The 23,822-nt window shown below is 43.5% G+C and carries 24 protein-coding genes and 1 tRNA gene; 13 read left to right on the top strand and 12 right to left on the bottom strand.

The window, feature by feature from the left end; genetic code table 11:
- Nucleotides 1–5: 5 nt before the first annotated feature.
- From PSU78_RS00740 to PSU78_RS00730, 3 genes are read right to left on the bottom strand one after another with little or no spacing between them, the layout of a single operon-like run.
- Nucleotides 6–593: a YggT family protein gene (locus tag PSU78_RS00740; protein WP_300382777.1), complete on the bottom strand. Its 588-nt coding sequence runs from the start codon at nucleotides 591–593 to the stop codon at nucleotides 6–8.
- A complete protein-coding gene (gene proC, locus PSU78_RS00735; protein ID WP_300382774.1) occupies nucleotides 577–1,383 on the bottom strand; it encodes a pyrroline-5-carboxylate reductase in 807 nt (268 codons plus the stop codon). Before proC ends, PSU78_RS00740 begins: the two co-directional genes overlap by 17 nt.
- 58 nt (nucleotides 1,384–1,441) lie before the next feature.
- Nucleotides 1,442–2,173, bottom strand: coding sequence for a YggS family pyridoxal phosphate-dependent enzyme (locus PSU78_RS00730; RefSeq protein ID WP_300382771.1), 732 nt, complete (start codon nucleotides 2,171–2,173; stop codon nucleotides 1,442–1,444).
- A 143-nt stretch (nucleotides 2,174–2,316) separates the two neighbouring features.
- Here PSU78_RS00730 and PSU78_RS00725 point away from each other — a divergent pair, with 143 nt between their 5' ends.
- On the top strand, nucleotides 2,317–3,360 hold the full coding sequence (locus PSU78_RS00725) for a type IV pilus twitching motility protein PilT (protein WP_300382768.1): 1,044 nt from the start codon (nucleotides 2,317–2,319) through the stop codon (nucleotides 3,358–3,360).
- Nucleotides 3,361–3,459: 99 nt separating this feature from the next.
- Entirely contained in the window at nucleotides 3,460–4,596 is a 1,137-nt protein-coding gene (locus PSU78_RS00720; protein ID WP_300382765.1) for a PilT/PilU family type 4a pilus ATPase, read from the top strand.
- Nucleotides 4,597–4,692: 96 nt separating this feature from the next.
- Here PSU78_RS00720 and PSU78_RS00715 read toward each other — a convergent pair whose 3' ends face one another.
- From PSU78_RS00715 to PSU78_RS00675, 9 genes are all read right to left on the bottom strand, one after another.
- Nucleotides 4,693–5,478: an OmpA family protein gene (locus PSU78_RS00715; protein WP_300382762.1), complete on the bottom strand. Its 786-nt coding sequence runs from the start codon at nucleotides 5,476–5,478 to the stop codon at nucleotides 4,693–4,695.
- Nucleotides 5,479–5,552: 74 nt separating this feature from the next.
- Complete coding sequence (locus PSU78_RS00710; RefSeq protein WP_300382759.1) at nucleotides 5,553–6,107, bottom strand: hypothetical protein; 555 nt, start codon at nucleotides 6,105–6,107, stop codon at nucleotides 5,553–5,555.
- Nucleotides 6,108–6,242: 135 nt separating this feature from the next.
- Complete coding sequence (locus PSU78_RS00705) at nucleotides 6,243–7,520, bottom strand: dihydroorotase (RefSeq protein ID WP_300382756.1); 1,278 nt, start codon at nucleotides 7,518–7,520, stop codon at nucleotides 6,243–6,245.
- Nucleotides 7,517–8,497, bottom strand: a complete 981-nt coding sequence (locus PSU78_RS00700) for an aspartate carbamoyltransferase catalytic subunit (protein ID WP_300382754.1) — start codon at nucleotides 8,495–8,497, stop codon at nucleotides 7,517–7,519. Before PSU78_RS00700 ends, PSU78_RS00705 begins: the two co-directional genes overlap by 4 nt.
- A complete protein-coding gene (gene pyrR, locus PSU78_RS00695; protein WP_300382751.1) occupies nucleotides 8,494–9,048 on the bottom strand; it encodes a bifunctional pyr operon transcriptional regulator/uracil phosphoribosyltransferase PyrR in 555 nt (184 codons plus the stop codon). The genes PSU78_RS00700 and pyrR overlap by 4 nt, the downstream gene beginning before the upstream one ends.
- Before the next feature lie 32 nt (nucleotides 9,049–9,080).
- A complete protein-coding gene (gene ruvX, locus PSU78_RS00690) occupies nucleotides 9,081–9,557 on the bottom strand; it encodes a Holliday junction resolvase RuvX (RefSeq protein ID WP_300382748.1) in 477 nt (158 codons plus the stop codon).
- Entirely contained in the window at nucleotides 9,557–10,135 is a 579-nt protein-coding gene (locus PSU78_RS00685) for a YqgE/AlgH family protein (protein WP_300382745.1), read from the bottom strand. The genes ruvX and PSU78_RS00685 overlap by 1 nt, the downstream gene beginning before the upstream one ends.
- Before the next feature lie 40 nt (nucleotides 10,136–10,175).
- Complete coding sequence (gene ribBA, locus PSU78_RS00680; protein ID WP_300382743.1) at nucleotides 10,176–11,315, bottom strand: bifunctional 3,4-dihydroxy-2-butanone-4-phosphate synthase/GTP cyclohydrolase II; 1,140 nt, start codon at nucleotides 11,313–11,315, stop codon at nucleotides 10,176–10,178.
- A 31-nt stretch (nucleotides 11,316–11,346) separates the two neighbouring features.
- Entirely contained in the window at nucleotides 11,347–11,952 is a 606-nt protein-coding gene (locus tag PSU78_RS00675; protein WP_300382740.1) for a riboflavin synthase, read from the bottom strand.
- Between the two features lie 224 nt (nucleotides 11,953–12,176).
- On the opposite strand from PSU78_RS00675, the gene PSU78_RS00670 reads away from it, so the two are divergent.
- The 11 genes from PSU78_RS00670 to PSU78_RS00620 all read left to right on the top strand — a co-directional run bounded on the left by PSU78_RS00670 (nucleotide 12,177) and on the right by PSU78_RS00620 (nucleotide 23,769).
- A complete protein-coding gene (locus PSU78_RS00670; RefSeq protein WP_300382737.1) occupies nucleotides 12,177–13,889 on the top strand; it encodes an EAL domain-containing protein in 1,713 nt (570 codons plus the stop codon).
- A gap of 141 nt (nucleotides 13,890–14,030) precedes the next feature.
- A complete protein-coding gene (locus PSU78_RS00665) occupies nucleotides 14,031–15,326 on the top strand; it encodes a lipoprotein-releasing ABC transporter permease subunit (protein WP_300382734.1) in 1,296 nt (431 codons plus the stop codon).
- On the top strand, nucleotides 15,319–16,014 hold the full coding sequence (gene lolD / locus PSU78_RS00660; RefSeq protein ID WP_300382731.1) for a lipoprotein-releasing ABC transporter ATP-binding protein LolD: 696 nt from the start codon (nucleotides 15,319–15,321) through the stop codon (nucleotides 16,012–16,014). Before PSU78_RS00665 ends, lolD begins: the two co-directional genes overlap by 8 nt.
- Before the next feature lie 12 nt (nucleotides 16,015–16,026).
- A complete protein-coding gene (locus PSU78_RS00655; RefSeq protein ID WP_300382728.1) occupies nucleotides 16,027–18,444 on the top strand; it encodes a DNA internalization-related competence protein ComEC/Rec2 in 2,418 nt (805 codons plus the stop codon).
- Between the two features lie 159 nt (nucleotides 18,445–18,603).
- On the top strand, nucleotides 18,604–19,209 hold the full coding sequence (locus tag PSU78_RS00650; protein ID WP_300382725.1) for a MotA/TolQ/ExbB proton channel family protein: 606 nt from the start codon (nucleotides 18,604–18,606) through the stop codon (nucleotides 19,207–19,209).
- Nucleotides 19,210–19,327: 118 nt separating this feature from the next.
- Nucleotides 19,328–19,753 carry a biopolymer transporter ExbD gene (locus PSU78_RS00645; protein ID WP_300382722.1) on the top strand — a complete coding sequence of 142 codons (426 nt, stop codon included), beginning with the start codon at nucleotides 19,328–19,330 and terminating at the stop codon, nucleotides 19,751–19,753.
- 49 nt (nucleotides 19,754–19,802) lie between these two features.
- A complete protein-coding gene (gene msbA, locus PSU78_RS00640; RefSeq protein WP_300382719.1) occupies nucleotides 19,803–21,569 on the top strand; it encodes a lipid A export permease/ATP-binding protein MsbA in 1,767 nt (588 codons plus the stop codon).
- Nucleotides 21,570–21,592: 23 nt separating this feature from the next.
- Nucleotides 21,593–22,612, top strand: coding sequence for a tetraacyldisaccharide 4'-kinase (gene lpxK, locus PSU78_RS00635; RefSeq protein ID WP_300382716.1), 1,020 nt, complete (start codon nucleotides 21,593–21,595; stop codon nucleotides 22,610–22,612).
- Nucleotides 22,613–22,614: 2 nt separating this feature from the next.
- A complete protein-coding gene (locus tag PSU78_RS00630; protein ID WP_300382713.1) occupies nucleotides 22,615–22,794 on the top strand; it encodes a Trm112 family protein in 180 nt (59 codons plus the stop codon).
- A 1-nt stretch (nucleotide 22,795) separates the two neighbouring features.
- On the top strand, nucleotides 22,796–23,563 hold the full coding sequence (gene kdsB, locus PSU78_RS00625; protein ID WP_300382710.1) for a 3-deoxy-manno-octulosonate cytidylyltransferase: 768 nt from the start codon (nucleotides 22,796–22,798) through the stop codon (nucleotides 23,561–23,563).
- 129 nt (nucleotides 23,564–23,692) lie between these two features.
- Nucleotides 23,693–23,769 (top strand) — tRNA-Met (locus tag PSU78_RS00620).
- Nucleotides 23,770–23,822: the final 53 nt, after the last annotated feature.

Genomic DNA, 23,822 nt, shown 5'->3' with positions numbered 1-23,822 from the left:
TAATATTAACTTATTATTGATTTCAACAAGTTGTTTTCCAAAGGAGCCAATATAGTCAGTAGCAATAACTGTGCCGTGATAATGAAAATCAGTGGTGTTAAGTCTATATTGCCCGCAGCTGGGATAAATTTTCTCAAAAAGCTCAAAATGGGATTAGTGAGTTTATTTAAAACAGGCGCAATTGGCGTGTAAGGATTAACCCAACTTAATACCGCTTGTATTAACACTGCATATAAGAAAATAGCGATGCTGATGCTAATGATGCCAAGAATTGCAATGCTGAAGATTTTTAACCAAATGCCGCTTCCGACTATCAGTAGGGGGTAATCACTCAGCCATAAAGTGCCTACAGTGAGTACTAGTTGACACAAATAGCCAAGCAACAGCGTAGATACATCTAGCTTGCCTAAGCTTGGGATGAACTTGCGTACAGGTTTTACTGCAAAGTTAGTTAAAGAAACCACCATTTGTGCGGCTTGGTTTTGAAACGGCACTTTGAGTAATTGAAAGTAAAAGCGCAATAAAAATACTAATGTTAGTAAATCTAATACGGTTTTAATGAGGAATAAAAGTGCATTACTTAGCAAGGTCATCCCCTAAAGTGCGTGATTTATCGGCAGCGGCTTTCGCTGCAATCATCATTATATTTTTAATGTTGGCATTCTCTAACGCTAGTATGCCTTGTTCGGTGGTGCCACCTTTCGATGTCACTTGCGCACGTAAAGTTTTGACATCAGTCGCGCTCTGGGCGGCAAGCAATCCAGCACCAGCAAAGGTTTGTAAAGCTAACATCCGCGCTTCGTCAGGGTGTAATCCTAGCCCAATACCAGCTTCCTGCAAGGCTTCGATAAGATAAAATACATAAGCTGGACCGCTGCCGGAAATTGCAGTGACTGCATCCATTTTCGTTTCATCATCTAACCACAGAGTTTTGCCCACGGCAGCAAGTATTGTCGTGGCTTGTTCACGTTGCTCTTCACTCACGCTTGCAAGGGCATATAAAGCAGAAACACCCGCTTGTATTTGTGCAGGCGTATTTGGCATGACGCGAACGATAGCCTGGTAATAGTTCAGCCAGCGTGAAATGTTCGCACTTCTAATGCCAGCGGCAATTGAGATAATAAGTTGAGCGCCTAGTATTGGTGTTAATTGTAGGCACACTTCTCGTAATTGCTGAGGTTTAACTGCCAAAACAATGACATCACTGTTGCGAATCTCGTCATAGTTGTTGCTAGTTCGTACATTAGAGTCTGCGATTAATTCTGTGCGTTTTTGCGCATCAAGCTCTAGAACTGTGATGGCAGCCATCTCAAAACCATTATTTTTCATGCCGCTAATAATAGCTTTAGCCATATTTCCGCCACCAACAAAGCCAATTTTCATTCTTTTATTCATCCTAAATGCATGGTTTTAATTTTACCGTTTTAATTTTATAGCTCAATTACGTAAGTTCAGATGCTAATGCTTTGTGGCCAGCTACTCTGGCGCCAAATAAAGCTGAGCCAATTCTAACAATGGTTGAGCCTTCTTCAATGGCTGCCTGGTAGTCATCAGACATGCCTATGGACAGGGTATCTAAAGCAAAACCTTGGGCTAGCAATGCATCATAACATTCTCGTACTTGTTTGAATTGGCTACGCTGTTTATTATAATCCTTGCTTGGCTCGGGTATAGACATCAAGCCGCGCAACTTTAAACGAGGCATTTGCACAATCGCCGTAGCTAGTGCCATTAACTCAGCTTGCACAACACCACTTTTACTAGCTTCATTGCTCGTGTTCACTTGTATGCATACTTGCAATGGCGAGAGGTTAGCTGGCCTAGCATCATTTAACCGCTGAGCGATTTTAAGTCTATCTACACTATGAACCCAAGCAAAGTTTTGGGCAATCGGTTGTGTTTTATTGCTTTGAATGGGCCCTATAAAGTGCCATTCAATGGCTAAATCATTCAGTTGAGTTTGCTTGTCTAAAGCCTCTTGCAGATAGTTCTCACCAAACATGGTTTGACCTGCCATGTAGGCTTCACGTATTGCCTGAGATGTTTGAGCTTTGCTTACCGCCAATAGTTGCACTGGTTGATTATATAGACTAGTAGACCTTGATTGACTACTAGACCTAGTTGAGTGAATTATTGCTAGAATATCTTGCAAGCGATTGCCAATTGTGGTCATAATTCACTAAGCCTAAATTTACACAAAATAACGAGCCTGTTGTTAAAGGCAGATTTTTGAAATGCTACTTTTCGACGTGGTTTAAGCATCGAAAATCGCGCTGTACAATCACAGCTACAATAAAATTATAACAGGAGCACGTTGTGGATATTTCAGATTTACTCGCATTCTCAGTTAAAAATAAAGCCTCAGACTTACACCTTTCAGCAGGCTTGCCACCGATGATTCGTGTGCATGGCGACATTCGTAAGATTAATGTGCCAGCCTTAGACCATACCGCAGTGCATGATATGGTGTACGACATCATGAGCGATGGTCAGCGTAAAGTGTATGAAGAGACTTTGGAGTGCGATTTTTCGTTTGAGATTCCTAATTTAGCCCGTTTTCGGGTCAATGCTTTTAATCATCAACGCGGTTCTGGCGCAGTATTTCGTACTATTCCATCTAAAATATTGACGTTGGAGGAACTTAATTGTCCTGCCATTTTTAAAGATATTGCCGATACACCACGCGGACTTTGTTTAGTCACTGGGCCAACGGGTTCAGGAAAATCCACCACGCTAGCGGCGATGATTGATTATATTAATGATAAAGAGTTCGGTCATATTCTTACGGTGGAAGATCCGATTGAGTTTGTACATACTTCTAAGAAGTGTTTAATCAATCAGCGCGAAGTTGGACCACATACCTTATCATTTAATAATGCCTTGCGCTCCGCATTACGTGAGGATCCTGACGTGATTCTGGTAGGTGAAATGCGTGACCTTGAAACGATACGTTTGGCGCTGACAGCGGCTGAAACTGGTCACATGGTGTTCGGTACGCTGCACACAAGTTCTGCGGCCAAAACAATTGATCGTATTATTGACGTGTTTCCTGCAGCTGAAAAAGAAATGGTGCGCTCTATGCTATCAGAGTCTTTACGTGCCGTTATTTCACAAACTTTATTGAAAACTAAAGATGAACAAGGCCGTGTGGCTGCGCATGAAATCATGATTGGCACGCCTGCGATTCGTAACTTGATTCGCGAAGCTAAAATTCCACAAATGTATTCAGCTATTCAGACTGGCCAGAATGTGGGTATGCAGACCTTGGATCAAAATCTGCAAGATTTAGTAAAACGTAATGTGGTTTCTGCCAATGAAGCACGATCAAAAGCCGCGAATAAAGATTCCATTATGGGTTAGTTTGGAATTAATTTTTATATAGTTAATTTATTTAGAATTAGCCACTTAGGCATAAATTAAGTCTTAGAAGGCAGTCTCAGAAATCAATAAAGGTCAATAATGGAAAAAGGTCAGGCAGAAAAGTTTGTATTTGATTTATTGCGGTTGATGCTTGCAAAGAATGCATCCGATTTGTTTATCACAGCTGGATTTCCGCCCGCCATGAAAATAGATGGCAAGTTAACGCCAGTCAGTAGCCAAGTATTATCAGCACAGCAGGCGCGTGAAATTTCACGCTCTATTATGAATGATAAGCAGACCTCTGAGTTTGATGCTTCTAATGAATGTAATTTTGCGATTGGCATTCCAAATGTAGCGCGTTTTCGTGTGAATGCTTTCGTTCAACGCGGTTCTGTGGGCTTAGTATTTAGAACGATTACTACAAAAATTCCAGAATTTGAAGATTTAGGTTTACCTGAAGTGTTGAAAGACATTGCGATGACCAAACGTGGCTTGGTCATTTTTGTGGGTGGTACAGGTTCAGGGAAGTCGACTTCTTTGGCGGCAATGGTGGGTTACCGCAATAAAAATAGTTACGGACACATCATCACCATTGAAGATCCCGTGGAATTTGTGCATGAGCATATCAATTGCATTGTCACTCAGCGTGAAATCGGCGTTGATACGGATAACTGGCATATCGCACTCAAAAATACCTTACGCCAAGCGCCAGACGTGATTTTGATTGGTGAGATTCGCGACCGTGAAACGATGGATTATGCGATTGCTTTCGCTGAAACAGGTCACTTATGCATGGCAACATTGCACGCAAATAGTACCAATCAGGCCTTAGATCGTATTATTAACTTCTTCCCTGAAGAGCGCCGTCATCAGTTGCTGATGGATTTATCACTAAATACGCGAGCCTTTATTTCACAGCGCCTTATCCCTAAAAAAGAAGGAAAAGGACGCGCGGCTGCAATGGAAGTGATGTTGAACTCACCGTTAATTTCAGATTTAATCTTTAAAGGCGATGTGCATGAAATTAAATCCATTATTGCCAAATCACGTGAGTTGGGCATGCAAACCTTCGACCAAGCCTTGTTTGATTTGCATGAGGCGGATGTGATTACTTATGAAGATACTTTACGAAATGCTGACTCGGTGAATGATATTCGACTCAAAATTAAGTTGGATGGTAAAGCATCTCACGGAAAAGACTTGTCGCAGGGGCTTGATAGCCTTGGAATCGTTTAGTATTCCAGTAATTTTTTAAAAGTTAGATTTAACAAATAAAAAAGCCGATAGATTCATCGGCTTTTTTATTTGAGTGAATCTCTATATAAACTCAAACTACTCTATTGAAACCTCAACGCGTCTAGCTTGTGCTAAATCTCCACCGATTTCAACTATTTCAGGTTTGCGCATCTCAATTCTATCTTCATCGATACCCGCATCCTCTAGCATCTCACGTACCGCTTTCGCACGGCTTTTAGAAAGCGCTTCATTTTGAGTTAAATTACCGCGTGGATCACTGTAGCCAGAAATCACGGCCTTTTCATTGCTATTGGCTTTTAGCCATTTGATGGTTGCGGCAAGTATTTGGCTGGCATCAGCAGGCAATGTGGTTTTACCTGTGTCAAAGTAAAGCTTGGCAGTGGGTGTTTCTGTGGAGATATGTGCAGCTTCTGGCACCTTTACTGTTAACTGATTATCAACCGTAACATTGGTACCAAAAAAAGCTTGTGCTTCAACGCCTTTAGCTTTCTTAATGTCTTCGCTATCAACGTTACCGGTTAGTGTGACTTTAGCGGCATCCCCAGTAATTACCCAGTCTGCCCCACCCTTAAACCAAGTGCTTAACTCATCTGATTTTGCAGCCCATGCTACCTTGCTAGCGTCGCCCTCAGCGTTATAGCCGTGTGCATTGCTGGCTGTAAAATTGAAGGCGGTATTTTCTGCCACGGGAGCCGCATGACTACTAGCGCCATTACAACATCCAACTGCATGAGATGGGCCATGGCCGTGTTGCCAATGCCAGAACAAGTAGATTGCCAGTAATACGGCTAATAGCCAAGTCCAGAAGGTATAGCTACTGCAACAACAGCTTTTTTGGACACCATGTGTTGAATTTGTCATGGGTTAGCGCTCCTTATGCGATAAATCTATCAAGAACGATAGGCTAAGAATAACGTGAAGATTGAAACTTTCGTTTAAACGCCACCAGTTAACTTCTCTTGTAGCGCTTTTAGTTCAGCCCATTTATTTTCAGCAGCTAATGCGGCTTGCTGTGCCCACGTGCCAGGTTTGGCTAATTTATAGCGTGCGCCTGCGTCATCTAACACTTTTTGCATTTGCGGCACAGTTTGCTTTGCTAATTGTGCAAACGTACTTACGCCGGCATTGTTGAATAGCTCGCTGATTTTTGGACCTATGCCCTCTACAACGGTGAGGTCGTTAGCGCCTTTAGGCTTGAATCCAGCAGCCTTTGCGGCAGCAGCATCTAGTACAAAAGTTTTAGGTTTTTTAGCTGCTACAGTTTGTGGTGCTTTAGCTTTCGGGGCTTCTGCTTTTGGAGCCAACGGCTTGACTGCTGGTGTTTCAGGAGGCTTGCTATCTAATAGCGTATTGGGCGTATTGTCACAGCAACTTGATGGTTTATTGCAACATTTACTGCCGCGGCAAGTTAGAAAACGACACAACAACCAATTGAGTAACCAGCCAACGAGTGCACCTATCAAAAACCACCAGAAACAGCATGAAAACATGATTACGCTCCTAAGTTACGATTATTAAGTTGCTATTAACAGTTGTAAAAATACCCGAACTTGATTAATGAATCATGATATTGGGCGCTTGTTATCTTTTTTCGTCAATGGCTTAGCTGCAAACCTAACAATAATTTACAGTGATTGATACACGACTTGTCCATTAACTAAAGTAGTTTTAACTTTTCCTGCGATTTCTAGGCCATTAAATGGCGTGTTTTTACCTTGGCTTTTGAGCGCGCTCGGTGCAATTTTCCAGTATTCATGTGTATCAAAAATGCAAATATCCGCGTTAGCATTCACGCTTAAATCTCCGGCGGCAATCCCCAGTATTTTTGCTGAAGACTGGCTGATAAGCGAAATTGCCTTTGCCAAACTTAATTTCTCTTGATTTGCCCATTTGAGTGTAAGCGCCAATAGTAGCTCTAAACCTGTCGCGCCAACTTCAGCTTCGGCAAAGGGGGCTAATTTAGCATCATCATCTACAGGCGTGTGATCTGAACAAATAGCGTCTATGGTGCCATCTTTTAGCCCTGCGCCTAGCGCGTCTTTATCGCGCTGCGTTCTAAGCGGTGGTTTGAGATGGCAGTTGGCATCAAAGAACCCAATGTCATGCTCGGTCAGGTGCAAATGGTTGGCGCTCACATCGCAAGTGATATTCACGCCATGTTTTTTAGCCTCACGAATCATGTCCACGCCTTCCGCTGTTGATAAACGGCTGATATGAATGCGTGCCCCAGTTTCTTTCGCGATCCGCAATATGCTAGCAAGTGCCAGTGCTTCTGCTGCGCTTGGAATACCTTTTAAGCCTAATCGACTAGCGACTTCGCCATCATGCGCAACGCCATCTTTGGCTAAAAATGGCTCTTCAGCGTGCAGGAATAAAGTAAAGCCAAAAGTAGCTGCGTATTCCATTGCACGCCAAAGCACTTGTGTATCGGTAATGGCAATATTGGCTTGTGAGAAGCCCACGCAACCTGCTTCACGTAGCTCGCCCATTTCTGATAACACTTTACCTTGCAGTTGGCGTGTAAGCGCGCCAAGCGGGTACACATGGGCAAGGTTAAGCTGTTTAGCACGATGCTTGAGCATCTCTACTAATCCGGGTTCATCTAACACTGGGTCAGTATCTGGCGGGCAGGCAAGGCTAGTGACGCCACCAGCTACCGCAGCTTGTAGTTCGCTAATAAGCGTTGCTTTATATTCATCGCCAGGCTCACGTAATCTTGCAGATAAATCAACTAACCCAGGGCAGACGATTAGGTTGCTAGCATCGATGGTTTGGCTGGCAATAAAGCCTTCAGGCGCTTTGCCTAGCGCGACTATTTTGCCTGCAGCAATGAACACGTCTAGTTGACTATCGATGTTGTTTTTAGGGTCTATGACATGACCATTTTTGATTTGAATTTTCATGCTTGGCTCCCCGCTTGGCTGCCAGAATTTTGCCCGCCTGCCAGCATCGCCATCACTGCCATCCTTACGGCGATGCCGTAAGTGACTTGCGGCAGAATGACTGATTGGCTGCCATCCGCTACGCTAGAATCAATTTCTACACCGCGGTTCATCGGCCCTGGGTGCAGTACGATAGCGTCTGGTTTAGCAAGATTTAATTTGTCTTGCGTTAGGCCGTAGGTTTTAAAGTATTCTTGTGCGCTAGGTAGCATTGCTCCATTCATGCGCTCGTTCTGTAAACGTAACATCATGACGACATCTACATCTTTTAATCCAGCTTTCATGTCATGAAATACATGCACACCTAGCTTTTCTACTTGCGTTGGAAGCAGCGTTTTTGGGGCAATGACACGCACTTCTGGCACGCCTAATGTGGTTAAAGCGTGAATTTCAGATCTTGCTACACGCGAATGCAGCACATCGCCAACAATTGCCACACGCAGATTATGCAGGTCTGGTTTGTATTTACGTATGGTGAACATATCCAGCAAACCTTGCGTTGGGTGTGAGTGGCGGCCATCGCCAGCGTTAATCACGTGAATATGATCAGGCACGTGTTTAGCAATAAAATGCGCCGCGCCAGACTGCGAATGGCGCACCACAAACATATCCGCGTGCATAGCAATTAAGTTGTCGACTGTATCTAAAATGGTTTCGCCTTTGGATTGCGAAGAGGTATTCACATTCAAACTAATGACATCGGCTGAAAGGCGCTTAGCGGCAATTTCAAAGGTGGTGCGGGTGCGGGTGCTATTTTCGAAAAACAGGTTGCATACCGTTTTGCCGCGTAAAAGGGGTACTTTTTTAACTTCACGCTCGGCGACGCCGACAAAAGATTCTGCAGTATCTAATATTTGATTCAATATTCTTTTAGGTAAGCCTTCAATAGAAAGCAAGTGTCGTAAGCGTCCATCGGCATCTAATTGCGGGTTATTCATACGTGGTTACCTGAGTTAGCTGTACCTGATTTAGATTGAAGTTCAAGGCTTAGGTTGCCATTTTGGTTTTGTATGAGTTGCAAATTCTGACTGGCATCTAAAAAGATATCAATCGCGGTAATTTGTGGTGCAATTGGTAGCTCACGACCACCGCGGTTTACCATCGTCACTAAGGTGATGCTAGCAGGGCGACCATAATCAAATAGCTCATTCATGGCTGCGCGCGTGGTTCGACCTGTGTAAAAAACGTCATCAATCAAGATAATGTGTTTGTTTTCAACATCAAATGGAATCTGGCTCGGGCGATTTTCAGCCTTTAAGCCGCGCTTTTCGTAATCATCGCGATAAAAAGACACATCTAAGGTGCCGTGCTCAATAGCATTGGCGGCGATGTCTTTTTCTAACAAAACTAGTAATTTTTGCATTAACCAAACGCCGCCGCTTTGAATGCCGACGAGTGCAGTATTGGCTTGTAATAATGGTTGGAGTTTTTGAGCCAGCGTTTTCAGCAGGTCTTCAGCGTTAGGTAATGAGATGTTTTTTGAAGTCATTTCTGTATTTTACCTGTCATCATCTTTCACATTTATAGTCCGTTAAAATAGCTTTGCAAAATGGTTTGAGCAGCGACTTGATCCAACATTTCTTTTTGCGCACGTCCCTTAATGCCAGATTGATTCAGTAAGTCGCTCGCCTCAACTGAGCTGTAGCGTTCATCAATGAGCATGACGGGTAAATTAAAGCGGCCATTCAACCTCCTTGCAAACTTTTTACAGAGTTGCGTGACGCTAGTTTCTGCGCTATCTACACTTAATGGCAAGCCCACAATGAGTAACTTTGGCTGCCATTCTTTTACTATTTTGCTAATCGCTTCAAAGCGAATTTCGTTGCTTTCATTGTCTATCGTTAGTAGCGGATTGGCTGTGGCCAATAAGTGCTCGCCAACTGCTACACCTATTCTTTGTTCGCCAAAATCAAAACATAGCACGGTGCTAGTTAATACTATTTTTTCATCATAAACGTTTTCGTTATCAATCAGTTGGCCGTGTGCTGTGATGCTCATTAAGCGTGACCTGCCACATCAGACAACATAGCAGGGTCAACCCCTAATAACGCCATGGTGGCATTGAGTTTTTCATCATAATCTAACTCATACAGAATTTTGTGTAAGGTTTCTACATCTTTTGCCTGTACGGATAACCATGAGTTTTGTTTGATTTCTTCTTCAAGTTGGCCTGGCGTCCAACCTGCATAACCTAATGTCAGCAGCATTTTTGCTGGGCCGCTACCAATCGCGACAGATTCTAAAATGTCTTTAGAGGTGGTAAGTGCGGTATTTTCTGCAATTGTGATGGTGCTATCCCATTCGCCCGCCGATATTTCGTGCAGAACAAAGCCACGCTCGGGCTGTACTGGTCCTCCATACAACACCGGCGTGTCAGCCACTGCAAAATTCAGTAGCTCTACTTTGATTTTTTCAAAAAGCGTGTCGTAAGTTATATCGGTAGGGCGGTTAATCATCACGCCCATTGCACCTTCTTGATTATGAGTGCAGATAAATGTAACGGATTTTGCGAAAAATGGGTCTGTCAAAGCGGGCATCGCGATGAGAAAGTGACCTGTGAGATTGATGTTTTCCAATGGTTTTATTCTAACATATCTAGTTGTTTATTATAATGATTTAGTTGCTGCTGTTCGACTCTAAATATCCTGTTACTTCAAGTCCGAATCCCGTCATGCTTGGCATTTTGCGTGGCGTAGCAAGTAACTTCATTTTACCCACACCAATGTCTAACAAGATTTGTGAACCAATACCGTAAGTTCGCAACTCTTGGTTAATGCGTATTTTCTCATCCGCACCTTGAATACGCTCGATAATCGCTTCGCCAGTTTCTTGCTGATGCAATAACACCATCACGCCAGACTCGGCATTAGCAATCACTTTCATCGCATCAAGTGTGTTCCAGCTGTGTGTGCAACTACTGCTATCGAGTAGGTCAAAAATAGACAGCGGCTCATGCACACGTACCAATGTTTCTTGTGCTGCTTTTGGTTCGCCTTTAATAAGCGCTAAATGCGTTTCTTTAGCGATTTTATCGCGATAAGCAATCAGCTTCATTTCGCCATAAGGCGTTTGAATCGTGCGCTCTGCCGCGCGCTCAACTAGGCGTTCAGTTTGTGCGCGATATTGAATTAAATCTGCAATCGTGCCGATTTTAAGTTGATGTTCGGCGGCAAACAGCATTAAGTCTGGCAAACGCGCCATACTGCCGTCATCTTTTAATATTTCGCAAATCACGCTGGTAGGTTCGCAGCCCGCTAACTTAGCTAAGTCACAACCCGCTTCAGTATGACCCGCACGGACTAATACGCCACCATCCATCGCCGCGAGCGGGAAAATATGCCCAGGGCTCACAATATCTTGTGGCTTAGCATCTTTTGCCACCGCCGCTTGCACTGTGCGTGAGCGGTCTGCGGCAGAAATACCAGTCGTAACACCTTCAGCGGCTTCAATAGATACCGTGAAATTAGTGCCCATGTGCGCGCCGTTTTTTTGCACCATTTTTGTTAGGTTTAATTGACGGCAACGGTCCTCCGTCAAGGTTAAGCAAATCAAACCACGGCCATGTTTAGCCATAAAGTTGATATGTTCTGCGGTGGAGAACTCAGCCGCTAAGACTAAATCACCTTCATTTTCGCGATTTTCGTCATCAACTAACACTACCATGCGGCCGTGTTTGATTTCTTCAATAATCTCTAGTGCAGAACTAATAGATGCAGAGCGAATAGTTGCAGTGCTGATGGTTTGGTTGTTACTCATGTAAGTCGATGTTTCCTTAGTTTCTTGTTTACTAGTTGCTTACAGGCTCTGCAGCCCAGAGCGTCATGCGTTCTACATAGCGCGCAATTTGGTCAACTTCTAAATTAACCTGACTGCCAGCTTTTAAAAATTGCAGGGTGGTATTTTCTATCGTATGTGGAATTAAGTTAATGCTAAATACATCTGAGGCAATGCTGTTCACGGTTAGGCTCACGCCATTCACACAGATGGAACCTTTCATTGATATGTATTTTGAAATAGCATGTGGCGCGCGAATATCCAGCTTCCAACAGTCACCTAGTGGCTCAAAAGACACTACTTCGCCAACGCCATCCACATGACCACTTACTAAGTGGCCGCCCAGTCTGTCACTTAATCGCAGTGCTTTTTCCAGATTGACTGCATTTGTCTTATCCAGTCCAAGCGTAACAGACAAAGTCTCTTTGGAAACATGCGCTTCGAAATGTGATTCGTTGAAAGTGATGGCAGTGAGGCAAACGCCGTTTACTGCGATGCTGTCGCCAACTTTAACGTCCTGCATATCTAGCCCAGTGCAGCTAATGTTGAGTTTTACATCGTCACCCATTGGCGTGACGCGTTCGATTTGACCGATGGTCTGTATGATTCCTGTAAACATATCGTAATTTTATCAGACTTGTTGCATGACTTGGTGGTCAATATGCTTGCGTGGATACTGTAGCGTATTAAATTCGAATGGCTAATCTGACTACAGAATGCAGCTTTTATTGTCGGCTGCAAAATATTGGTCATGCTGTAAATTAAAGTGATAGGCGCTTGTCAAAATCTAGTTGAATTTAGATTTAGTTGGATTTGGCAAGCGAGAACTAAAGGTTAATTATCATGCAATCCGCAAAGTTAGCAAAAAATGAACAAGCTCGGTCTGCCAGACTTAAACGCTCAATAGCGTTAGATTCTGCGTCTGAGCGCTTGTTTGATGGGTTAGCCAAGCAGGCAAAAGAAACGTATGGGACTAAAACCTCTTCTAAAGTCTCGTCGAGTCGATTACTGGGCAAGCAACGCCTTTGGTATAAAGCCAAAACAGCGGCGAGTAGAGCGCTGCTGGCTCGTGAAAGTATCATCAATGCAATTGAATCTAAGTCTAGCAACTTAGCTGCAACCATTAAAGATGCGGCTTCGCCTATATTAGATAGCGAAGGCAAAACGATAGGTGTGGTTTTAGTATTTAACGATATGGCTGTGCAGCGCCAAATGGCGGAGGAGCTTTCGTACCGCACCACACACGACGCGTTGACTGGCCTAGTTAATCGGGCTGAATTTGAGCATAGGCTACAAAAATTTATCAACGAAAACCGCGGATTAGATCTGCAAAATGCCTTGATGTACATCGATTTGGAGCAGCTGAAAACCGTGAGTGATAGCATTGGACATTCTGCCAATGACGCTTTGCTTAAAGAAGTCAGCGCCATTATGCAATCATGTATTCGCAATACCGACACACTGGCTAGGATAAGCGAAAATAAGTTTGCTGTGATTCTGTATAAATGTGACACTGCAAAAGCGATAGCCATTGCAAAGAAAATTTGCCGTGCAATTGAAGCGTTTCAATTTGTGTGTAATGAACAACGCTTTTGCGTAGATGCTAGCTTGGGTTTGGTGATGATCGATAAAAACTGGTCTAGCGATACAAGTTTGATGCAGGCGGCAGATAGTGCATGTTATGAGGCAAAACTGGCTGGCCGAAATCGGCTGCATCTTTATTATGATGATCATTTAACCGAAACGCATAGAAATGATGTGCAGTGGGTGAGTCGTATTGAACAGGCTTTGGAGTACGATGGTTTTGTGTTGTTTTGTCAGCGTATTATGCCGCTCAAACATCAAGGTTTAGAGCATGCCGAAATTCTCATTCGCATGAAAGACAAGTCGGGCGGATATATTCAACCAGACGCTTTCTTACCTGCAGCGGAACGATTTAATCTTGTGTCGCGCATCGATCGTTGGGTGATTGCACAAATATTTGCGTGGATGAAAGTCAATGCTGACTCGCTCAGCCATATCGAAGCTATTTCGGTGAATCTTTCAGGGCAGTCTTTAAGCGATATTGCTTTTCATCGGGACGTATTGAATCTCATTGAAACGACAGCGATTGACTGTAGCAAGCTTTGCTTTGAGGTGACTGAAACTGCAGCAATCACTAATATTGTTGACGCCCAACACTTTATTCAAGCAATGAATGGGCATGGCATTAAATTCTCTCTTGACGATTTTGGCAGTGGTGTTTCATCTTTTGGCTATTTAAATAGCTTGGCAGTAGATTATTTAAAGATAGATGGACAATTTATCACCGATTTACTTGAAAATAAGATTGGTCAGGCCACTGTACGTTGTATTGCAGAGGTGGCTAAAGTCACAGGCAAAAAAACGATTGCTGAATGGGTTGAAAGCCAAGCCGTAGAAAATATGCTTAAGGAAATGGGCGTAGATTTTACTCAGGGCTATCTTAAACACAAACCCGCAGCTTTAAGTTCTTTACTGGAAACTAAAGGAACTTCATTCAATCCGCAATTAATGGCGGAGGCGCTTGCTCATTAAAGTCATCTCATTTACGTAAGATTTATTTTTAAGTAAGTATTCGCCCATCAAAACGACTAAGTTCTAAATGAACAAACTTTACATGACGCATGATTACAATTTGTTCCTAAACGAATCTGTAACCCTGTTAGAATTTAGCCTATGTTACAAAAAATAAAATCCATTATCGCCAGTTTTTCCGTATTTGAATTATTCGTTGGTATGCGCTACACGCGCGCCAAACGTAAAAATCATTTCATTTCATTTATTTCGCTCACCAGTATGATTGGCATTGCGCTTGGCGTGGCTGCGCTCATTATTGTGCTCTCCGTGATGAATGGCTTTCAAAAAGATCTACGCACGCGAATTTTGGGTGTGGCGTCGCATTTGGAAATTACGGGCAGTAATAACACGCTCTCTAATTGGTCAAGTATTGCAGAGTCATCCGTTAAGCGTGAACACGTGTTGGCGAGTGCTCCTTACATTGCCGCACAGGCTATGTTGAGCTATGGTCAAGGCGTTCAAGGCGCCATTATTCGCGGTGTGTTGCCTGCGGCTGAAGATAAAGTCGCTGATTTAGGCAAGAGCATGCGCGTTGGCCGCTTAAATGATTTACGTGCAGGCGAATTTGGCATTATTTTAGGCACGGATTTGGCGTATAACTTAGGTGCGCAAATGGGTGACAAAGTGGTGGTGATGGCGCCGCAAGGGCAGTTTACGCCAGCAGGCGTCGTGCCACGTTTAAAGCAGTTTACCGTGATTGGCTTGTTCAGCAGTGGCATGCAGGAGTATGACGCTGGCCTAGCGCTTATTCATATGGATGACGCCGCGAAGTTGTACCGTATGGACAATAAGGTATCGGGCGTCCGCTTAAAGCTTGATGATTTATTTATTGCACCTAATGTAGCCGCTACAATTTCTAAAGACTTGAATGGTGCATCCAATCCGACAGGTGCGTATTATGTGACCGATTGGACGCAGCAACATGCGAATTTTTTCAAAGCCGTGCAAATGGAAAAGCGTGTGATGTTCATTATTTTGACCTTAATCGTTGCAGTTGCTGCGTTTAATATTGTTTCCACGCTAGTGATGGCGGTGACAGATAAGCGTGCCGACATTGCGATTATGCGCACATTTGGCGCAAGCCCAGCCAGCATTATGGCAATTTTTATTGTGCAAGGTGCGTTAATTGGTTTAATCGGCACCTTGATAGGTGCCGTATTTGGAGTGATTATTGCTTTGAATATTGATGTGATTATTCCGTTTATTGAAGGCCTGTTTCACATACAATTTTTGGCAAAAGATGTTTACCAGATTAGCGAAGTGCCTTCAGATTTGATTTGGTCTGACGTGATTACGATTGTGATTGTCTCGTTTGTATTAAGTCTGCTTGCCACGCTATATCCTAGCTGGCGCGCTAGCAAAATCAACCCTGCCGAGGCATTAAGGTATGAGTAGCGTAGTGAGTAGTACGATGAATAGCATTGTCTCCTGTCAGGCCTTACATAAAACCTATGAAGGCTTGGACGTCGCTGTACTGAACGGCATAGACTTGAGTGTGGGTGCGGGGGAGCAGATTGCGATTGTTGGCACCTCTGGATCTGGAAAAAGTACTTTATTACATTTGCTGGGCGGCTTAGATGCGCCAAGTAGTGGTGAGGTGCATATTCTTGACCAGAACCTCGCTGCCATGAGCGAAGCAAAAAAAGGCGAAATTCGCAATCAATCGTTGGGTTTTGTTTATCAGTTTCATCACTTATTACCAGAGTTCACTGCGCTTGAAAATGTCGCCATGCCCTTGTTTATTCGCCGCATGCCGCGAGAGCAAGCGCTTACATTGGCGGCTGAAACGCTCACTAAAGTTGGCTTGAAGCATCGTATGGAACACATGCCTGGTGAACTTTCAGGCGGTGAGCGTCAACGTGCCGCCGTAGCACGTGCGCTAGTAACGCAACCGCAATGTATTTTGGCAGATGAGCCTACTGGCAACCTCGATCGACATACAGCACATGCGGTGTTTGATTTGTTGCTGGAAGTGAATCAAGTACAACAAAGAAGCTTGGTGGTGGTAACGCATGATCTAGAGCTTGCTAAGAAAATGCAGCGTCAATATAAGTTGGTTGACGGCAAGTTACAACCTTTGTAAGCTATAAACAGTATGATTTTTGTAGCACTGATGTTTGTTTTTGGTGCTTGGAATCTACAGCAATTAGCGCAATTACCAAGTCAGACTTGGCTAGTGTCTGCGTCATTTGTAGTGATTGCGATTCTAATCACGCAAATGCATTCTCGTTTTTCTTCAAACTCATATACCTCTCAATTTTTTAAAAATACGCTAATATGCGGCGCCGCTTTTTTATTCGGCGTTTGCTGGGCAGCAGGTTTTGCCAATTGGCGAATGAGTGATGAGCTACCCCACGCTTGGGAGCAAAAAACCATTGCCATTGAGGGCGTGGTAGCGAGTGTGCCAGAAGCTACGGAGCGTGGCGAGCGCTTTAAATTCGATGTAGAAAAGATATTAACAAAGGGCGCAGTGGTGCCCAAACACATTAGCCTGAATCAATATCGTACAAGTGCTAATGGTGATAATAAATACGCTGAAGAAGATACTGCTGATTCCAATCAATTCAAAGCGGGTGAACGTTGGTTGCTGTCAGTTCGGCTAAAGCGACCGCACGGCACAGTGAATCCGCATGGCTTTGATTTTGAGTCTTGGGCGCTGGCGGAAAACATACGAGCCACAGGTAGTATTAAAACCAAAGCTGGTATTAAAAAGTTAGACAACTTTGTTTGGCGGCCTAGTTATGTGGTTGAGCATTTGCGTGAAACGGTACAAAAACGCATTACAAAAGTACTGGCAGGCAAGCCGTATAGCGGCATTATTCAAGCGCTGGTGATGGGTGATGATAGTCAAATTGATGTTAAAGATTGGCAAGTATTTTTGCGCACAGGCACTTCGCACTTGATGTCGATTTCTGGGCTTCATATCACTATGCTGGCTGGATTGGCATTTGGTTTTGTGAGTTTTTTCTGGCGGCGAAGTCACCAATTGGTAATGCAACTTCCCGCACGCAAAGCGGCAACGATTGCGGGCGTGGTGGTTGCTTTAACCTATTCATTGATAGCGGGATTTTCTGTGCCATCACAACGTACTTTTTACATGTTTTTGGTGTTTGCTGTGGCATTGTGGTCGGGGCGGCAATTAGTTATCGCACAAGTCTTAGCAATGGCGTTGTTGATTGTGGTTTTGCTCGACCCTTGGGCAGTAAGTTCCCCTGGTTTTTGGTTGTCGTTTGGTGCTGTTGCAATGTTGGCTTATGCGCTGGGCGGGCGTGTTGGTCAAATTCATTGGTTTCAATCCGCGCTAAAAACGCAATATGCGGTTACCATCGGCATGTTGCCATTACTGCTCATCATGTTTGGGCAAGCATCAATCGTTTCGCCCATTGCCAATGCCTTCGCAATTCCATTGATTAGCTTTGTTGTGACGCCATTGGCATTACTTGGAAGCTTTTTACCTGCGAGTGTGTTGACGGATATGCCGCTGCATTTGTCCTATAAAGCGCTAGAAGTTGGTATGTATGCACTTAAGTGGCTGAATCAACTGCCGATGGCTACTTGGCAACAACACGAGCCAGCTCCGTGGACATTGATTCCTGCAATGCTAGGTGTGCTTTGGTTATTACTACCACGAGGTTTCCCCATGCGGTGGATGGGTTTGCTGGGATTTCTTCCGATGTTAATGCTTGTGCCAACACCACCCACGTTAGGCGATATGAAAGTGACTGTATTAGATGTTGGGCAAGGTTTAAGCGTGGTAGTACAAACGGCAAAACACAGTTTAGTCTACGATTCAGGTCCTAAATATAATGAGCAGAGCGATGCAGGCAGTCGAATAGTGGTGCCATTTTTACATGGCGAAGGCATCAAAAAAGTGGATGGCTTTGTTGTAAGCCATAATGATATTGACCACAGTGGCGGTATGGCGTCTGTGTTAGCACTCATGCCTGTTGTGTGGCTTGATAGCTCACTGCCAGAAGATGCGGACATTCCATCTACACAAAGAAAAATGCATTGTTTCGCAGGTCAACGCTGGGTTTGGGATGGTGTAGCATTTGAAATACTGCATCCGCGTGCTGAAAGTTATGATGATGAACGCATTAAAGATAATGACCGAAGTTGCGTGCTAAAGGTAACCAGTCAAGCAGGCAGTGTTTTACTGACGGGTGATATTGAAAAACCTGATGAGATTGAATTGATTTATTTAGAGGCAGATAAGTTAAAAAGCGATGTGATAGTCGTACCGCATCACGGCAGTAAAACCTCTTCAACGCTTGATTTTATTGCGGCGGTAGCGCCTAGCGTTAGCATTTTTACTAATGGCTATTTGAACCGCTTTGGTCACCCTAAACCCGTAGTGTTTGAACGCTACCAAGCAACACAAAGCTTGCTGTATCGCTCTGATTTCAATGGTGCGATTGAAATGAGCTTTGTGAGTAAGCGTAATATTCAAATTATAAGTTGGCGAAATCAATACAAACGCTATTGGCAAGATAGCTTTGAGCCTCTTAATTAAACCAATCATTAAATACTAGAGACATGTAAAGTTTGTAAAAGCAATGCACTAGAAGCTTGCCCAAATGCAGACGACAAGCTAAAGTATCGGGGATAAGTACTGGCAAGTTTTTTACAAACGATTCATCACGATTAATATAGAATTTTTAGGAGTTGCACTGTGTGGCAAATTATTTTAGCAGCGGGTTGGCCAATTTGGCCGCTAATCATCGCGTCAGTAGTAGCCTTGGCCATTATCGGCGAGCGCGCTTTTGCCTTGCGTGAGAGCACAGTAGCGCCACCAAGCCTACTGCCAGAAGTGCAAGCATGGCTTAATAAAGGCGGTGTGACTAAAGAAACAATCGGCCGCTTAGAGCTGCACTCATTGTTAGGGCAGATATTTGCTAGCGCACTATCTAATGCAAAAAACTCACGTGAAGTGACTAAAGAAGCCATTGAAGAAACTGGCCGCGCAGTTGCGCATAATTTAGAAAAATACCTTTCTACACTCGGCACTATTGCAACTGTTGCGCCATTGTTAGGGCTTTTAGGTACGGTAATTGGTATGGTTGAGCTGTTTGGCGCATTTACTAGTACAGGCCATGATATTGCTCAATTTGCGCGTGGTATTTCTGTAGCTTTGTATAACACTGCAGCAGGTATTGTAGTCGCAGTACCAGCGATGATTGCTTACCGCTATTTCCGTTCTAAAGTAGATGACTTGTTGGTGGGTATGGAGCAACAAGCGATTAAGCTGATTGAAATTATTCACGGTGAACGCAAATAGTTCGTGTTAAATCATATTGATATAGTCTTGCTCTTACTTGCCGCGCTCACTGCGCTGACACTGTAAAAGTGACTTGTTCTAATATGATTTGAAGCGAATTTAGTTAAAGGAATACAACATGAATTTTCAACGTGGAAAGCGCCATGAAGAGCTAGAGATGAATCTCGTGCCTTTAATCGACGTATTGCTAGTGATTATTATTTTCTTGGTCGTGAGTGCTACATTCTCGCGTACAAGTGAATTGCAAATTAATCTACCAACAGCTGAAGCCAATGCGCCGCAAGAAAAACCATTGACCATTGAAGTGGGCGTCGATGCAGCAGGCAAATATATCGTGAATGGCAAAGGAATAGCTAACTCATCAGTTGAGGGGATTAGCGCAGCACTTCAAGCAGCAGTCAATGGTAGTAAGGAAGAGCCAACTATCATTATAAACGCTGACGCTAAAAGCGCATTTCAATTTGTTATTGACGTTATGGAAGCCTCGCGCACAGCAGGGTATACGCATATTACGTTCGCGACGCAATCAAAAGCAGGTTCTTGATTTTCAATTTTTCATATTTATTTTTTGATTTTCAACGTTGACGGTAAAAATGTCGAAATCTACCGTTAAAGAAGCAATGCAAAAGTTAAATACTTCGGGCATACCCAGTTCAAAAATTTTATATTTACGTCTATTTAGATATGCGTGGAAATATAAATTAGTTTTTCTGAGCGGCGTACTCGCTTTGGTGTTTTTGTCCGCCAGCAATACGCTCTTTTTGGCCACTATCAAACAAGTGACCGATGAAGGCTTTGTGAAGCAGAGTCCTGATATGGTGAGGTATCTGCCTTATATGCTGTTTGGCTTATTGGCATTTCGTGCACTCTCAGGATTCCTCTCTAGTTTTTCTATGCGTTGGGTTGCACGCCGTGTTGTTGGCGACTTGCGCATAGACATTTTCCGCCAACTTATGCGACTGCCTATCAGCTATTTTGATGAGCAATCTGCGGGAATTTTGATTTCCAAAATTACCTATGATGTTGAGCAAATGGCTAATGCGGCGACCAAGTCTTCCTTAACATTAGTGCGCGACTCACTCACCACTGTTGGTATCGTTGGCTATATGATCTATTTAGACTGGCGATTGACCATGATTTTTTTCTTAATCGCACCTATCATGGCATTTTATCTAAAAACCATGACTCCCCAGCTTCGCAATGCAGGCAAAGAGGTGCAGTCGTCGATTGGTGAAATGACTAAGGTGGCGGAAGAGGCTGTTTCTGGGCAGCGCATTGTTAAAATATTTGGCGCTCAAACTTACGAAAATGAGCGCTTTGCAAAAGTAGTTAAGAGTAATCGACATATGCAGATTCGATTGGCTCGCCTTTCTAGCTTAAATAGTATGGTTGTAGAGTTGCTAGCTGCCGTTTCGTTGGGCTTAGTTGTTTATTATGCAGTTGGTCGCTTTAGCGCAGGTGAGTTTGCCGCGTTTGTTGGGGCGCTGTTAATGTTGATTGCTCCAATTAAAAATCTAACCGCGATGAATGAAGATGTCCAAGTGGCACTTGCAGCCGCTCAAAGTGTATTCGGTGTAATTGATATTAAGCCAGAGTCGGATGAAGGTGATAAAGCCTTCGGTCATAGCAAAGGTGAAATTGAATTTAAGAGTGTGAGCCTCACTTACAATAATGCCAAGCGTCCTGCGCTGAAAGACGTCAGCTTTATGATAAGACCCGGAGAGAAATTGGCTTTGGTAGGGCGTTCTGGCGGAGGTAAAACCACACTAGTCAACTTACTACCTAGATTTTACGAGCTTCAGCAAGGTCAAGTTTTGCTCGATGGCGTTGATATGCGCTCCGTGCCGCTAGCCGATTTGCGTCAGCAATTTTCCTTAGTAAGCCAAGATGTTATTTTATTTAATGATACAGTTTTTAATAATATTGCTTACGGAGTTTTACGCAACGCAAGTGAAGCCGATGTGATTAAAGCTGCAAAAGCAGCATTTGCTTGGGACTTTATTCAGCAGTTGCCAAAAGGTCTGCAAAATGAAATTGGTGATAGAGGTGTGCGTTTGTCCGGAGGGCAGCGCCAACGCATTGCTATCGCCCGAGCAATATTAAAAAATGCACCTATACTGTTATTAGATGAAGCGACATCTGCACTGGACACTGAATCCGAACAACATGTTCAGGCTGCATTGGATATGCTTATGCAAAATAGAACCAGCATTGTAATCGCACACCGCTTAAGCACGGTGGAAAATGCAGACAGAATTATGGTAATGGAGCAAGGTGAAATCGTTGAGAGCGGATCGCATCGTGAGCTAATTGCGCAAGGTGGTCATTATGCTAAGTTGTATCAAAAGCAATTCAATTAACGACTTAATTATCCGCTTGACTAATGAATAGTTGGTTTCAAAAACAGTGGTCTTCCTATAGCTTGTGGCATATTCTGCTGATTCCACTTTCTTGGATTTTTCTTGTTGTCATTTCTGTTAGAAAAGCCTTATATAACGTCGGTTTATTAAAAAGCACTCGCTTAAGTGTGCCAGTGATTGTTGTTGGTAATGTTAACGTAGGCGGAACAGGTAAGACGCCATTTGTTATTTGGCTGGCAGAACAACTACAGCTCGCAGGTTACAAGCCTGGAATTGTAAGTCGAGGTTATGGCGGGAAATCAAAGCTAGCAACACCAGTATTTGCAGATAGTGATCCACGGCTAGTTGGAGACGAGCCCGTTTTAATCAGCAAGCGCACGGCTTGTCCAATGTTTGTTGGCGCAAATCGAGCCGCAGCTGGACAAGCTTTATTGCAAGAAAATCCACAATGCAATGTGATTATTAGTGACGATGGATTGCAACATTACGCCTTGGGGCGCAATATTGAGATTGCCTTAGTCAATTCAAATAGCAAGTTTGGTAATCAACGATTATTACCCGCTGGACCACTACGAGAAAAATTTACAAGGTTAAAATTTGTTGATGCAATTGTAGATAGTGGTAAAGGAACAGCCTTTGTTGATACCTTTAAAGAGGTTAAGCAAGCACCGATATTTAACATGACTTTGCAAGGCGAGCTCTTTGAGTCTGTTGATGGTTCAGGAGCTAAGCAGCCCGCTAGCTATTTTGCTGATAAAACATTAGTAGCGATTGCTGGTATAGGTAATCCTGAGCGGTTTTTTAATCAATTGTCTGATTTGGGTCTACAATTTGAGCCTAAGCCATTTGCTGATCATCATGCATTTACAAAGCATGACTTAATGCAGCTCTCAGGTAAAACTATTCTAATGACAGAAAAAGATGCAGTAAAATGTTCAGCATTTACTACGAGTGATACATGGTGCTTACCCGTAGCAGCGACAATAAGCAGTACAAATCAAACATCTCTAGCTAAACTTATTTTGCAAAAATTAGGAATTTAATGATGGATACAAAACTACTACAAATTTTAGTATGCCCCGTGACTAAAGGCTCACTCATCTTTAATAAAGCGACAAACGAGTTGATTTCGAAATCTGCAGGTTTGGCGTATCCCATTAAGGATGGTATCCCTGTAATGCTCGAAGAAGAAGCACGTAAGCTAACTGATGAAGAGCTTGCATAAGTTGAAGTCTAAAGTCCCAGAGTTTTATGTTGTAATCCCAGCTCGCTATGCCAGCACTAGGCTGCCTGGTAAGCCGCTGCTAGATATTGCTGGCAAACCAATGGTGGTATGGGTGGCGGAACGCGCAAAAAATAGCGGCGCGAAACAAATCGTCGTTGCAACCGATGACTCGCGTATTTTAGATGCGGTCATGCAATATGGTCATCAAGGAATGATGACCAGCGTGGATCATGTAAGCGGCACCGATCGAATCGCAGAAGTTGCGATGGCGCAGCTGTGGTCTGACGATGCGATTGTCGTTAATGTGCAAGGTGATGAGCCTCTAATAGAAGCTTCTTTAATTGTTGAAGTCGCTAACACTTTAAGCAATCATCCTGAGTCAGTCATGGCAACTGCATGCCATGCAATACACAGCAAAGCGGATTTCTTAAATCCTAATATTGTGAAAGTGGTGTTGGATTCGCAAAGTAATGCACTTTATTTCAGTCGCGCACCGATCCCATATCCTAGAGATGCTTTTGGTGCAAATTTAGACTTGCCCGATAAAATGCCTATTTATAGACATATAGGTATCTATGCATATCGCGCAAAATTCCTAAAACAATATGCGAATCTTCAGCCAAGTACGCTAGAGCAGATAGAGTCATTAGAGCAGCTTCGTGTACTACATCATGGATATAAAATTTCAGTATCAATTTCTCAAAATGCACCAACCGCAGGCGTGGATACACAAGATGATCTAGACTACGTGCGCAGTGTAATGCGCTAGCGGATTGTTTTGCGCGGGCATTAACCTCAATAAATCCAAAATTACATAAATAAAGCTGCGAATGTTCTTGCAGTAAATGGCTAGGTTTGCTATAGTCTCACCTCTCGACGACAAGTACGTCGAATCGGACGCGGGATGGAGCAGTCTGGCAGCTCGTCGGGCTCATAACCCGAAGGTCACAGGTTCAAATCCTGTTCCCGCAACCAAAGAAATAAAGTGTAATTTGTACTGTTAATAATAAATGCGAAATGTTTCAAAT

This window comes from Methylotenera sp., assembly GCF_029945705.1.
Taxonomy (GTDB): Bacteria; Pseudomonadota; Gammaproteobacteria; order Burkholderiales; family Methylophilaceae; genus Methylotenera.
The sequence above is the reverse complement of the archived record's forward strand: the minus strand, read 5'-3'. Positions and strand labels throughout refer to the sequence as shown.

What these genes read in the sequence shown, in the direction of transcription:
- proC (WP_300382774.1), bottom strand. Translation starts at nt 1,383, where the DNA reads ATGAAAATTGGCTTTGTTGGTGGCGGAAATATGGCTAAAGCTATTATT.
- lpxK (WP_300382716.1), top strand. Translation starts at nt 21,593, where the DNA reads ATGAATAGTTGGTTTCAAAAACAGTGGTCTTCCTATAGCTTGTGGCAT.
- PSU78_RS00675 (WP_300382740.1), bottom strand. Translation starts at nt 11,952, where the DNA reads ATGTTTACAGGAATCATACAGACCATCGGTCAAATCGAACGCGTCACG.
- PSU78_RS00670 (WP_300382737.1), top strand. Translation starts at nt 12,177, where the DNA reads ATGCAATCCGCAAAGTTAGCAAAAAATGAACAAGCTCGGTCTGCCAGA.
- PSU78_RS00665 (WP_300382734.1), top strand. Translation starts at nt 14,031, where the DNA reads ATGTTACAAAAAATAAAATCCATTATCGCCAGTTTTTCCGTATTTGAA.
- PSU78_RS00630 (WP_300382713.1), top strand. Translation starts at nt 22,615, where the DNA reads ATGGATACAAAACTACTACAAATTTTAGTATGCCCCGTGACTAAAGGC.
- pyrR (WP_300382751.1), bottom strand. Translation starts at nt 9,048, where the DNA reads ATGACTTCAAAAAACATCTCATTACCTAACGCTGAAGACCTGCTGAAA.
- PSU78_RS00700 (WP_300382754.1), bottom strand. Translation starts at nt 8,497, where the DNA reads ATGAATAACCCGCAATTAGATGCCGATGGACGCTTACGACACTTGCTT.
- lolD (WP_300382731.1), top strand. Translation starts at nt 15,319, where the DNA reads ATGAGTAGCGTAGTGAGTAGTACGATGAATAGCATTGTCTCCTGTCAG.
- PSU78_RS00645 (WP_300382722.1), top strand. Translation starts at nt 19,328, where the DNA reads ATGAATTTTCAACGTGGAAAGCGCCATGAAGAGCTAGAGATGAATCTC.
- PSU78_RS00715 (WP_300382762.1), bottom strand. Translation starts at nt 5,478, where the DNA reads ATGACAAATTCAACACATGGTGTCCAAAAAAGCTGTTGTTGCAGTAGC.
- msbA (WP_300382719.1), top strand. Translation starts at nt 19,803, where the DNA reads ATGTCGAAATCTACCGTTAAAGAAGCAATGCAAAAGTTAAATACTTCG.
- PSU78_RS00720 (WP_300382765.1), top strand. Translation starts at nt 3,460, where the DNA reads ATGGAAAAAGGTCAGGCAGAAAAGTTTGTATTTGATTTATTGCGGTTG.
- PSU78_RS00710 (WP_300382759.1), bottom strand. Translation starts at nt 6,107, where the DNA reads ATGTTTTCATGCTGTTTCTGGTGGTTTTTGATAGGTGCACTCGTTGGC.
- ribBA (WP_300382743.1), bottom strand. Translation starts at nt 11,315, where the DNA reads ATGAGTAACAACCAAACCATCAGCACTGCAACTATTCGCTCTGCATCT.
- PSU78_RS00705 (WP_300382756.1), bottom strand. Translation starts at nt 7,520, where the DNA reads ATGAAAATTCAAATCAAAAATGGTCATGTCATAGACCCTAAAAACAAC.
- PSU78_RS00655 (WP_300382728.1), top strand. Translation starts at nt 16,027, where the DNA reads ATGATTTTTGTAGCACTGATGTTTGTTTTTGGTGCTTGGAATCTACAG.
- PSU78_RS00740 (WP_300382777.1), bottom strand. Translation starts at nt 593, where the DNA reads ATGACCTTGCTAAGTAATGCACTTTTATTCCTCATTAAAACCGTATTA.
- PSU78_RS00730 (WP_300382771.1), bottom strand. Translation starts at nt 2,173, where the DNA reads ATGACCACAATTGGCAATCGCTTGCAAGATATTCTAGCAATAATTCAC.
- ruvX (WP_300382748.1), bottom strand. Translation starts at nt 9,557, where the DNA reads ATGAGCATCACAGCACACGGCCAACTGATTGATAACGAAAACGTTTAT.